Here is an 11,892-nt window from a genome sequence, read left to right on the forward strand (position 1 = left end):
ATGGATAACTTGGCGATTCATAAAAGGGAATCTATTGTCAAGAAAATTGAAGCGGTTGGCGCAAGTGTCATCTATTTATCTCCCTACTCTCCAGATTTTAATCCGATTGAAATGTGGGGGTCACAACTGAAGTCTTTTATTATGGATTTTTCTCCAACTACCCCCGCTATGATTGATACTCTTTTGGCTGTAGCCCTTGACTTAATTAATCCGAAACATTTGAGAAATTGGTTTGCTCATTGTTGTTACTGTATCTCATGACAGCGCGAAGCGCTGTATCAGATAAGGATTGGCTTGAGCAACAGTTAAACGACTCTGGCATCAAGAATCCTCTATTGAGAGAGCAATTCAAGTTGCATCCTGAAGGCTTCACCCTTGAGGGCGTAGACATTTCTGTCTGAATATAGGGGGAAAATTTGAGCGGGCTAGATGGTTAGACAAGAAGATGTGCCTGAATCCTGACGAGAGAACATGGGTCAACGATATTAGCTTACTATGGAAAAACCCTAAAAGCTTTACAGGGAATTGGTTTCACAGCCCTTCAGTTAGAGGTAACCCAGTCAATGCTGAATGGAGGGGTGTATGTACTGTATACACCTCTGGCGGCAGCGAGAAAAAGCGCTCTACTTCGCTCTTGAATAGAAAACCTCCGATTGCGCCCTATCTTGTCTATGGAAACTTTCTATGGATTATCTCTTGCCTTGGGTGATCGCCCAAGATTATGCTGGTCTCAACAGTGAAAGGATATTAACGCCTTGAGGCGGTGTACCACCACCGGCCCCAAGACTTCCCCAACTGTAATCGCAGTACAATTGGAGCAAAATTATAATGGCACAGGTTTTAGTTCCCGTCTATATATCCGAATTGGATTCGGAAGAGAATACACCGCATTATCGCTATTTTGAAGAGTCTGAAGTTCCAAGGCTTAATCGCTTTGATGTCGGCGATAAAGTTCGATTCTCTGATGACTATGCCCTAGAGGATGTCAAGACTGGAGAGCGATTCAAAGTAGATGTAGAACACACTCATTTCATTAAATTGGTGAGCTATAATCCTGCCACAAAGGAGTTTTCTTATTGGGTAAAGATTGACCCAGCCCTACGACATTGTGGGGAAAAGTTTCAGGACTGGTGTGACAACGTGGCTGATAATGAAATTGATTGGCACGACTGGTTTAGTGAAGATAAACTCACTTCTGCTGAAGAAGTTCCTACTCCTCTAAGCCTTGAACAGCTTCTTGAAGAGGTGGAATCTCCCCATTATCAAGTGGGTGACCGTGTTGGTAGTTGGCTTGTTATTGGGCAATCCTACAGTTTCTTGTTCCGGGATTCGTACTACACAGTTGTCCCTGCGCAAGTCTGCTATATCATTCAGGTCTATCGGATAGAATGCAATTCATTCCCTGAAAGAGAGCTGGATTCTTGGGCGAGAAAACGGTTGGCGCATTACGCTCAAAGGATTGGAGAGCTAGAGAAAAAGTCCTCAGACAATGCTTATGTGATGGGCGTACGACTGATATATTGATGGAATGCTATGGCAATGCTTCTATGGATAGATTTCCTCTATTTCTATGACCTATTTACCCTGCACTGCTTTGGAGTGGTGTAGGATGATTTTAGGTGCAAATCAGGTGAAAATCCGTTGAAATTGAAAGTCGTGAGGCTTCAAGTCCCAACAGATAAGAGATATGTTTGATGGGGGCGGAGGGACTTGAACCCTCACGACTTTTAAGGTCAACGGATTTTCATTCTCCCACAGCTTTCGCTGTTTCCTTGAGATCTAGCTCACCGGTTTTGAGAATTGGACCCTCCCTTTACCCTCGACTAAATACGTTAGGGTAGCTCCCGTCGGGCCTCTGCACCTTCCTAAGATAATTGATTAAAGTGTAATTCCCTTAGTCTTTATCTTAGGCTTGGCTCAGGATTGCCATGCCTGTTGCCAGATTTAGGTTTCCCTGAGTTTGAGAGCTTACACTTAGCAAATTTCTCTGCTAAGGCTCAATTTTCTAAGTCCGTAGCGTCTACCATTCCGCCACGCCCCCGCACTTGAGTAAAGTGTAAGGTAGTGAAGTTTTGTATTTCACACAATAAACGATTAAAACACAAATCCTAAGTTTTGACAAGTCCCTCAATGAAATCATCTGGAACAGCCCAGGATTGAGATTGCCAGCTTAACTGGTCTAAAAGTGGTATGATCGCTCTGGATCATTCGCTTTAAATATAGCTAGATGGACATTATCACCTTACTGGTCTACGGAATTTTGGGGGGAACCTATCTCCTAGTCTTACCAGCTCTGATCTATTTCTACCTCGATCGCCGTTGGTATGGTGCCAGTTCCATCGAACGGTTATTAATGTACTTCATGGTCTTTTGGTGTTTCCCAGGCATTCTCCTATTGGCTCCTCTGATTAATCTGAGACCCAAACCCCGGCAAATTTCCTAAACCCCATGGACAGAAGGTAAGCAGAACGTGCGACGAATTGATGTAATTGTCATTAGTGGGGCAATTTTTGCCACCGGTGGTTTAGTGTATGGGCTATTTCAACTTTTGGGGTTAGATAGCCTAGATGCTGGCCGTTGGAGTCAAGTTATTCTTATGGGTGGGGTATTAGTTTGGGTATCTACCTATCTATTTCGGGTGGGAACCCAAAACATGACCTACAATCAGCAACGGCGTGACTATGAAGAGGCTATGCTGCAAAAAAAATGGGAATCTCTAACGCCAGAGGAGAGAGCCAAACTAGAAGCTGAGGTAGCCTCAGAATCCGATCCCTCTATCTCCCCTGATTAATTGATATTATTGTTATGACCCATGCGATTACCGAGTGTTTTCAGCAACTGCGATCGCAAAACACTCCAGCCTTAATTCCATTTATTACCGCAGGCGACCCAGATTTAGAAACCACAGCTCAGGCTCTGCAAGTGCTGGATCGCCAAGGTGCAGATATTATTGAACTGGGGGTTCCCTATTCCGATCCCTTAGCAGATGGCCCTGTGATTCAAGCGGCGGCTACCCGCGCTCTACAACAAGGAACCCGTCTAGAATCCGTATTGGAACTGCTCGGCCAAGTTAGCCCCCAGTTGAAGGCTCCAGTGATTTTGTTTACCTACTATAATCCGATTCTGCATCGGGGAATTGACCGCTTTTTGGATGAGATTAAGCAAGCAGGAGCGGCTGGTTTAGTCGTTCCCGATTTGCCTCTAGAAGAGGCAGAATGTATCTTAGAGCCGGCGGCTGAACGGGGAATTGAAGTTGTGTTATTAGTTGCACCCACCAGTTCCGCAGAGCGAATTCAGGCGATCTCTCAAAAGTCCCAAGGATTTATCTACTTAGTCAGCGTAACCGGAGTCACTGGAGTTCGCCGTGAAGTAGCCACCAGAGTGCCCAGTTTGATCCAACAGATTCGCCAAGTCACGGATAAACCCATTGGTGTGGGATTTGGGATTTCCCAGCCTGAACATGCTTGTCAAGTAGTTGATTGGGGCGCAGATGCAGTTATTGTTGGGAGTGCGATCGTTCGCCGATTAGCATCTGAGGGTATAGACTCGATAGGCCAGTTTTGCCAGACTTTAAAACAGGCGATGGAGTAGTAACTGAGAATAGGGCGTAACTGGTATTTATTGATCAATATTGATGAGTTTGACCCGTAACAGATCTAAGGGAGGGACTGGATCTCCCTTAGAATTCTAACAAGAGCATGGGATTAACCCTGAAGATTTAATGGAGATCTAAACATCCCCATCAAAGCAAAATCAGAATTGAACCAGCAATATTTGTGCCTACTAACTGGTAGATTAAGAAAGAGAAAGAAGCCCGTGACGAGGATTGAACTCGTGACCTCACCCTTACCAAGGGTGTGCTCTACCACTGAGCTACACGGGCAATTCATTAACTAAACTTCCAATTCTAACTGCGTGTTAGAAGAGACGGTGATGGGCCGAGCTGGATTTGAACCAGCGTAGGCATAGCCAGCGGATTTACAGTCCGCCCCCATTAACCACTCGGGCATCGACCCTTTCGCTCACTGACTCCTTAATTTAGCATAAGGTTTAGTAAAAACACAACCCCCTGGGGATTTTTTTTGAGATGGAGGTTTATCGATCTGGGAAACTCTCATGAGATGCTGATGAGCGGGGCGATCGCGCCCTTCCCGGTAAGCCCGGAATCCATCGGCGGTCTTTGGGGGATTTTGCCGTGCGTCCGGGACGGGGGGGACGATGGGGAAAGTCACTTTCATCATAAATTTCACCCACTAACTCTTCTAAGACATCTTCGAGAGTGACCAGTCCTACGGTGCCCCCATACTCATCTACAACGATCGCCAAATGAATCCGACTTTGGAGCATTTCCTTCAACAGATCGCTCACCCCTTTCACCTCCGGCACATAGACAGGCGAATCCATTCCGGCTGTCACTGGGGCTAAATTACGCTCTCCTGGGGGGAGATTTTTCAGAGTTTGGAGGGCGCGTTTAAGGTGAACTACGCCGAGGATTTGATCTTTTGACTCTTCCTGAACGGGAATTCGGGAAAACCCGGTTTCTAAACAGAGATTTACCAACTCTTGCAACGTGGCTTCATGGGAAATGGTACGCATATCAATGCGGGGTTTAACCACATCTTTAGCAGTCAATTCATCGAGCATCAAGGCTTTATTGAGCAACTCATGCTTATAGAAATCCAGTTTTCCTTTACCGCCCAAAATCTCAATCATCAGTTGCAAATCTTGCAGGGAAGCATCATCCTGGGTAGCATTGCCCTGGAAAAAGCGAATCGCACTTTGGGCAATCCATTCCAGAAAATCAATAATACCGATCGCCGATAATGCCCGAGATAGCCAATAAATCGGTCGCACCACCGCCTTAAAAAAGGCCAACACATTATTGATAGCCAGGGACTTCGGCGTAATTTCGCCAAAAATCAACACCAGAAACGTAATGACTGCGGTTGCCACCCCTAACCCCGCATTGCCTAACCAGAGGGCAAACAGGTTACTGGTAAGGACAGCGGAAAAATTATTAATCAGGTTATTGCCAACGAGGAGAGTAGTAATAAACCGAGTCCGTTGCTCTAGAACCAGGCGAAAAATCCCTTGAGGGTCTCCCTGTTCCTTAATTAGGGCGCGGAGTTTGAAGTTATCGAGGGCAGTAATGGCTGTTTCTGAGCCAGAGAAGCAGGCTGAGAGGACTAACATGACCATTAAGACTGTTGCATCTAGCCAGATGGAGCCAAGCAAAGGACCACTTTCAGCCGCTGCCAGCAGATGGGAAGTAAGAGGGTGGGGAATCACCAGAATGTTGGATAAGAAAGCAATACTTAATTATGGATGATTCATGATGCTATTCAAGGGGGATTTCGGCAAAGTTTTTCAGCATTACATCGATCGCCGATAGAGTAACCAGACAAATAGGGGGGAACCCAGAAGAGCCGTGACTGCACCAACGGGTAACTCTACAGCGCCTAACCGGGAGAGTAAGTCCGCTAAGGTTAGCACCCAAGCGCCTCCAAGGGCAGAGAGGGGAATAATCCAACGGTAATCATTACCACCGATCAGTAAGCGAATACCATGGGGAACAATGAGACCGACAAAACCGATTAATCCGGCAATACTGACGGCTCCAGCAGCCAGTAGGGTGGCAATAGAGCCGATGAGCAGACGCGATCGCCCCAAGGATACGCCTAATCCTACCGCTAAATCATCGCCTAAATTCAGGACATTGAGCGATCGGGCTAAGAGAATAGCACCTATCAACGCCAAAATTAAATAGGGAGCCGCCACTTGTACCTCTGCCCATCCCCGACCATTCAAGCTGCCTACCAACCAATTGAGCGCCTGCTGAATGCGGCTATCTGCGGATAATAACAGCAATGTGGTCTGCACTGCCCCAAATAGGGAAGAGACCGCCACACCCCCTAAAATTAAGCGCTCTACAGAGATGCCATTCACACTGCGAGCCAACCCATAAACGAGGGTTGTGGTTAAAACTGCACCTAACCAAGCTCCCAAGGGTATCCAACTTTGAGCAACCCCCAACGTCACCATAGCAACGGAGACTAAACCCGCACCGGCAGAAATACCGAGTAAAAAAGGGGTAGCTAAGGGATTGCGTAACATGCCTTGCAATAAAGCGCCAGAGGTTCCCAAAGCCGATCCCACACAAACAGCAGCGACGACTCTGGGCAGTCGCAACTGCCAAATAATGGTTTGATTCACTGTATCTCCCTGATGCCAGAGGGCTTCCCAGAGTTCGGTTTGAGTCAGGGAAACAGCCCCAAATGAGAGGGACAGAGCTAAGGTTAAGCCTAAGCCAACGGCGATCAGCAGGAGGATGGAGAAGACACGAATAGGAGTCACGAGCGTCAAGACTTAATCAAGAATGAGTAATATTACAATTGAACAATTGATGTTATCCCAGTATCGATGAATATCACCCGCAAATGGTCAGCCAAACAGCAAAAAGCTAGAGAAATCCTGATCCGGCTGAAGCGTTTGTATCCCGATGCCACCTGTACCTTAACTTATGAAACGCCCGTACAGTTGCTGGTGGCGACCATTTTATCCGCCCAATGCACGGATGAGCGCGTGAATCAAGTGACTCCAGAATTATTCCGACGCTATCCGGATGCCCCTGGGTTAGCAGATGCACCGTTAGAGGAATTGGAGGCTTTGGTGCGATCGACTGGATTCTATCGCAATAAAGCCAAAAATATTAAAGGCGCTTGTCACATGATTGTGCAAGATTTTGGGGGCAAAGTGCCTCAAAGAATGGAAGAATTGCTCAAACTTCCTGGCGTTGCTCGGAAAACGGCTAATGTTGTCCTTGCCCACGGTTTCGGCATTAATATGGGCGTAACTGTTGATACTCATGTCAAGCGTTTAAGCGATCGCCTAGGCTTAACCGAACACAAAGACCCCATTCGCATAGAGCGAGACTTAATGCGCCTCCTGCCCCAACCTGATTGGGAAAATTGGTCAATCCGGTTAATTTATCATGGTCGCGCCATTTGTCAGGCGAAAAAACCGGATTGTGCGAATTGTGTTTTAGCCGATTTGTGTGAGTTTAATCAAAGCTGATCGAGCTGCACAACAACAATTTATCAGTAAATGAAGGTTGGGTTAAGTGCCAGTCAACCCAACTTTCAGAGCTAGAGCTAACGTCATTATGGAGAGATTTTTTGTCCTATAATTACAGTAACTGGGCCGCCAAAAACAGGGCCGATAAAGTTAAGTTCCGTAAAATCACTTGGGTTCAATCCGAGGAAAGTAGCCACAGCAATATCTCCATTCACTCCATCTGTAAAACCCGAACTTTTATTCCGTTCAACGTACAGAAGTGTGCCACCGGTTACTGCTGTCAAGTTCAGACTACCCGCTTGTCCTCCAGGAGAATTGAGATTCATTTGTCCGCCAAAGGTTGTGTTGATTGGGGTAGGATCTAATAAAATATCCATGATGGGATAGACTTGCTTGCCAATTTCAACGACATCTTGGTTGGGATCGAAATCGGTGATAAAGTCGGCGTTAGATGGACTTACAGATGCAGGAAGATTTCCTAGCCGAGGAAAGAAACCGAAGAATGGAGAAGTTGGAGGAAACGGAATTTCCGTATTTCCAGGGCCGAGTAGTTCTGTCAAGTTAAAAACAAAGCGGTCTGTCCCATCTGCTATAATTGAGCCATCAAAACCACTGAGAGTGTCACTACCCAAGCCTCCTTCCATAATATCGATGTCATGTCCACCAACGATACTATCATTACCAGCACCACCTAGGAGTGTATTATTCTGGTCTCCACCTAAGACGGTATCATTATCATTTCCACCATCTATGAAATCGTGACCGATACTACCAAGGAGGCGATCGTTTCCTGCCCCACCTTGGATACTATCTTCACCATTACCACCGTCAATAGTATCGCCACCTGAACTCTCTGCACCACCGGCAATGCTGTCATTGCCATTGCCACCAACAATGGAATCTCGACCAGAGTCATTGGTTCCACCACGGATAGTATCGTTTCCATCTCCTCCAATGAGTGTATCACCAGGAGCATTAGACCCTTGATTTCCACCAAGGATGCTGTCGTTACCTTCCCTACCATCGTAGTAGTCTACTCCAGTGGCTCCTACCGCAGAACCCAAGCGACCGATCGTATCATTACCGAATCCACCGTCTATAGTGTCATTGCCTTGAACAGCATCATCACTTGCAGGAATAATGGAATTGACTAGACTCGCGTCAACATCCAGGTAATCATCGCCATTACCTCCCCAAATACTATCGTCATCACGACCACCGGCAACAGTATCGCTACCACCGACAGTATCATCATTAACAGAGTTAAGACCTGCGAAGATACTGTCATTTCCATCTCCACCCTGGATGGTATCGCGACCCAATAGCCCTCCAACGAGAATGTCATTACCTTCTAGTCCATCAAGGTTGAGGTCAAAGTTTAATATGACAGTTGCTAAATTAGAGGTCTGGTTTGTAGCTGTGTTTCTGGTTGTATACTGAAAACTTCCTGGGTCTAATATATTCGGAATAAATGTGATGGTATCACCAGCTAAATCAACTGAATAACCAAACGGATTACTGACGCTATGAACCACCAGGTTATCATTCGGTAAGTCATTAGCTAAGATGTCAGCCGTATTGATGGTAATAGGAACAGTATTATTTTCATTTGCCTGACTAGCAAGAGAGTCGTCGCCTGATGTCCCCGTCACTGTTGCCGAGAAGCCACTTAATGTATCTGGATTAGCTTGTAACGATCCAGGTATGGGCAATTCTGTTGGTAATTCTAAAATCGCCTCAGCCAAACCAAATATGTTGGCTCGTTGATAATCCGTATTCGTGTTGGTGACATTATCATCCTCACTATCTCCATCAAAGATACCATAGCCTGTATTTTTAATCCAAGTTTCAAATTCAGCAGGCGTCAATCTTCGACCTAGTTTTTCCATTGCCAACTGTTGTGCCAAAACTGCCATCCCCGCCACATGAGGTGCTGCTTGCGATGTCCCCGATTTTTCATTGAATCCAGTTCCAGTAGCATCGGCACCATGAATTCTCGCTCCTGGTGCAAAAACACTTGTTAATGTTGGATGGCGTTGTGAAAATGCTGTAATGTCATCTGGCCGGGTATTCCTATTGATCGATGCTACTTCATCAAATGTCACTTCTCCATCGTCATTGAGATCGGCAAACGTGCGAAATTCCGTGTAGGAATTATCAAAAACAGCACCAACTGATAATGAATTTGGATCGGCAGAGGGATATTTTACTCCGGGAACACTTTCATTTGACCAAAAGTTATTTCCTGAAGAAGAGACAACAATGATATTTTTTGCCGCTAAATCTCGTAGCTCATCAGAAAATGGGCCATTACTTTCTGGACTGCTGTAGTTACCATAACCCAACGACATATTGACAGCGACAATATTGTATTCATCGGCATTGTTAACAATCCACTGCAAAGCTTGTTGAATATCGTAGGAGCTTCCTTTTCCTTTGTTGTTTAAAACTTTGAGGTGAATAATATCTGCTCCAGGGGCAACCCCAAGAAAGCGACTATCTGAAGAAGCAACAATACTGGAAACATGAGAGCCATGCCCATTATCATCAATAGCTTCATTGCTCTTATTGTTTACATAATCATGAGTAAACTTGATTCTATTTTCAAAGGCAGGATGCGCCTCATTAATACCGCTATCGAGAATAACAACAGCATAGCCACTTCCATCAACACTATCAAAGCGCTGATCTGCTTTAAAAGTATCAACGCTAATGAGTGGAAGTGATTCATTGGTATCACTTTCTGCAATAAAATCTGATACATCAGTAGTTATTCCAGGCAGTTGAGGAACGATGCGAGTGTTAAGTAGGTAGTTAGTAGGAGCGTCGCTAGTAATGCGTAACCGGTAAGCACCACCAGGGAGTTCTCCAGAGATGACAGAGGTGTTGTTGTTCAGTTGTCCGTTGAGAACGACGTTACCTTCTTCGTCTAAGACATCGACGGTGGCTAAGGCGGTAAGTCCGGTTAGGGATAACTCGAAGGTGTTGGTTGCACCGAGGCTGAATTTGTAGTAGTCGGCAACATCGCTACCGCCGACGCTTTGGGAGAAGGTGCGGGTGGTGGAGGCGAGGGAGATGCTGGTGGCGGTTTCTAGGGTGTTGCCGGGATCGGTTTCTATGGCAATAACTTCAGCCGCAGGTGGCAGGATGGAAAGGCTGGGTGCTGGAGAGGGAGAGGATGAGGGAATGTCGGGTACGGAAGGTAGGGGTGAGGGAGCGGGGATATTGAGCAGGGTGTTGGTGAATTGGGATGCCTCAAGGGTGGTTGCGTCGATGCCTTGGAAGATGCCGACAATGGCTCCGGTGCTGCGATCGCTCACTACACTATCTTCTCCCCGTTGAGTCACCAGTAGACTCTCAAAAGTGACTCCTGGAGCGAGTCCAACTCGATCCTGTCCTGGAGTAAAGTCAAGAATGACATCTTCTCCGCTACCTAAGACAAAGATATCTTGTCCGGGGCCGCCGACTAGGGTATCGTCGCCTAAGTCACCGTAGAGGATGTCGTTGCCGCGATCGCCAGAAACCCAATCATTACCCTGTCCGCCGCGCACGCAGTCATCACCTTGACCGCCATGTACCGTATCGTTGCCCAAATTTCCATTGACATAATCTTCCTGTGGATTTCCGACGATCAAATCATCATCAAGTCCTCCCCAAATGCGATCGGCACCCGTGCCACCTAACATCACATCATTTCCTTGATTACCGTAGAGTTGATCGTTGCCAGCATTACTGGCAATAATATCTGCACCTGCTAATCCCCAAATTATGTCATTTTCTTGGGTTTCAACGATTAAATCATTCTCTGGTGTTCCGAAGCGAATCATCGGTATTGCCTCCTGATTAGGTTGATGAAAAGCCTTTGAAGTGTCAATCTTAGAGGAAAAAAGAGGAGAAATCAGTTTTTTCTGATTTCTTTACCTCTTGAATTTGTGTCTTTGTGTCTCCACACAAGCTTTCTTTATTTTAACCTACATTTCAGGGTTTATATTGATTTTATTGCTAGCATCTATAAAGATTGTTATAGCAAATAAAAGTTCTGAAAATAATTCAGAATCTATCATTATTAATCGACTTTAGATCGAGTCCTATTAAACAATTTTTCTTGCAATCAGAAGGAAGCAATTACAAAGATGATCGAGATTCTTGAGATTGCCTCCTTCCACTCCACTCCATTCTTAATCAGCATTACTTAGACTACAGACTTCCGTAATCTTAAGCCAGTACACACCAGACCCAGTGTTACTAAGCTGATGAGACTCGAAGGCTCAGGTACATCTTTAACTTCTCCAATGCCTCCTGTGATATCATTATCACACTCTAGACCTAGATGATATAAAAAGTCTCCAGTAGAAAATAAGGAAGAATCAAAACTAAAGGCAAAGGTATGATTTCCAGTCGCATTAAAATGAGTAAAATCTAATCCGAGAGTACTCACATCACTGACAAAGTTAATATCACCTAGCTTGGTTCCAGAAGCGATTACATTTTGTACATGACGGCTTTGATCGAAGTATGGATCGGTTGCCGAAAAATCTCCAATGGAAGGGGTGCCTCCATGACTGGTTACCCAATTATTATAGGCGGATAAATTGTCCAGAAGAAGACCATTTTGATTGGCTACATCTGTTGCTGTAACATTACCAAAAACACCCAAACTTGGAGCCGCAGATTCATTACAGCGCTTCGCGCGGTAATAGGTAATAGGTAATAGGTAATAGGAAAACCATTTTTCACGCTATAATGCCCATTCTTTCGGCTTTTCATGGGAAGGCACTCTCAAGGAAAATTTCGATTACTGTACCTCATAACATCGAA

The 11,892-nt window shown here is 45.5% G+C and carries 10 protein-coding genes and 2 tRNA genes; 6 read left to right on the forward strand and 6 right to left on the reverse strand.

Annotated features, from left to right (window positions below):
- The 5 genes from J7545_RS24165 to trpA all read left to right on the forward strand — a co-directional run.
- Nucleotides 1-261: transposase (locus J7545_RS24165; protein ID WP_413039294.1), on the forward strand; the 261-nt coding region annotated here is incomplete at its 5' end.
- Nucleotides 262-828: 567 nt separating this feature from the next.
- On the forward strand, nucleotides 829-1,524 hold the full coding sequence (locus J7545_RS17420) for a hypothetical protein (RefSeq protein ID WP_318700448.1): 696 nt from the start codon (nucleotides 829-831) through the stop codon (nucleotides 1,522-1,524).
- A gap of 703 nt (nucleotides 1,525-2,227) precedes the next feature.
- Nucleotides 2,228-2,443 carry an NAD(P)H-quinone oxidoreductase subunit L gene (gene ndhL / locus J7545_RS17425; RefSeq protein WP_318700447.1) on the forward strand — a complete coding sequence of 72 codons (216 nt, stop codon included), beginning with the start codon at nucleotides 2,228-2,230 and terminating at the stop codon, nucleotides 2,441-2,443.
- A gap of 27 nt (nucleotides 2,444-2,470) precedes the next feature.
- Nucleotides 2,471-2,791, forward strand: a complete 321-nt coding sequence (locus J7545_RS17430) for a DUF3007 family protein (protein ID WP_318700446.1) — start codon at nucleotides 2,471-2,473, stop codon at nucleotides 2,789-2,791.
- A gap of 14 nt (nucleotides 2,792-2,805) precedes the next feature.
- The gene (trpA, locus tag J7545_RS17435; protein WP_318700445.1) at nucleotides 2,806-3,591 is read left to right on the forward strand and encodes a tryptophan synthase subunit alpha; all 786 of its coding nucleotides are present in this window, start codon (nucleotides 2,806-2,808) and stop codon (nucleotides 3,589-3,591) included.
- Nucleotides 3,592-3,811: 220 nt separating this feature from the next.
- Here trpA and J7545_RS17440 read toward each other — a convergent pair.
- The 4 genes from J7545_RS17440 to J7545_RS17455 form a co-directional block, all read right to left on the reverse strand.
- A tRNA-Thr gene (locus J7545_RS17440) sits at nucleotides 3,812-3,883 on the reverse strand.
- Between the two features lie 51 nt (nucleotides 3,884-3,934).
- Nucleotides 3,935-4,016, reverse strand: a tRNA-Tyr gene (locus J7545_RS17445).
- 79 nt (nucleotides 4,017-4,095) lie between these two features.
- Nucleotides 4,096-5,289 carry a hemolysin family protein gene (locus J7545_RS17450; protein WP_318719924.1) on the reverse strand — a complete coding sequence of 398 codons (1,194 nt, stop codon included), beginning with the start codon at nucleotides 5,287-5,289 and terminating at the stop codon, nucleotides 4,096-4,098.
- 84 nt (nucleotides 5,290-5,373) lie between these two features.
- Nucleotides 5,374-6,363, reverse strand: coding sequence for a FecCD family ABC transporter permease (locus J7545_RS17455; protein ID WP_413038586.1), 990 nt, complete (start codon nucleotides 6,361-6,363; stop codon nucleotides 5,374-5,376).
- 57 nt (nucleotides 6,364-6,420) lie between these two features.
- Here J7545_RS17455 and nth point away from each other — a divergent pair, with 57 nt between their 5' ends.
- The gene (nth, locus tag J7545_RS17460; protein ID WP_318700442.1) at nucleotides 6,421-7,074 is read left to right on the forward strand and encodes an endonuclease III; all 654 of its coding nucleotides are present in this window, start codon (nucleotides 6,421-6,423) and stop codon (nucleotides 7,072-7,074) included.
- A gap of 86 nt (nucleotides 7,075-7,160) precedes the next feature.
- On the opposite strand, the gene J7545_RS17465 is transcribed toward nth, so the two are convergent.
- Both J7545_RS17465 and J7545_RS17470 read right to left on the reverse strand, forming a co-directional pair.
- Nucleotides 7,161-10,901 carry a S8 family serine peptidase gene (locus J7545_RS17465; RefSeq protein WP_318700441.1) on the reverse strand — a complete coding sequence of 1,247 codons (3,741 nt, stop codon included), beginning with the start codon at nucleotides 10,899-10,901 and terminating at the stop codon, nucleotides 7,161-7,163.
- Between the two features lie 365 nt (nucleotides 10,902-11,266).
- Nucleotides 11,267-11,779, reverse strand: a complete 513-nt coding sequence (locus J7545_RS17470) for a PEP-CTERM sorting domain-containing protein (RefSeq protein WP_318700449.1) — start codon at nucleotides 11,777-11,779, stop codon at nucleotides 11,267-11,269.
- Between the last annotated feature and the right edge of the window lie 113 nt (nucleotides 11,780-11,892).

The organism is Roseofilum sp. SBFL, assembly GCF_017746885.1.
Taxonomy (GTDB): Bacteria; Cyanobacteriota; Cyanobacteriia; order Cyanobacteriales; family Desertifilaceae; genus Roseofilum.

Excerpts from the sequence above, each read along its gene's own strand:
- ndhL (WP_318700447.1), top strand. The coding sequence starts at position 2,228 with ATGGACATTATCACCTTACTGGTCTACGGAATTTTGGGGGGAACCTAT.
- J7545_RS17465 (WP_318700441.1), bottom strand. The coding sequence starts at position 10,901 with ATGATTCGCTTCGGAACACCAGAGAATGATTTAATCGTTGAAACCCAA.
- trpA (WP_318700445.1), top strand. The coding sequence starts at position 2,806 with ATGACCCATGCGATTACCGAGTGTTTTCAGCAACTGCGATCGCAAAAC.
- J7545_RS17420 (WP_318700448.1), top strand. The coding sequence starts at position 829 with ATGGCACAGGTTTTAGTTCCCGTCTATATATCCGAATTGGATTCGGAA.
- nth (WP_318700442.1), top strand. The coding sequence starts at position 6,421 with ATGAATATCACCCGCAAATGGTCAGCCAAACAGCAAAAAGCTAGAGAA.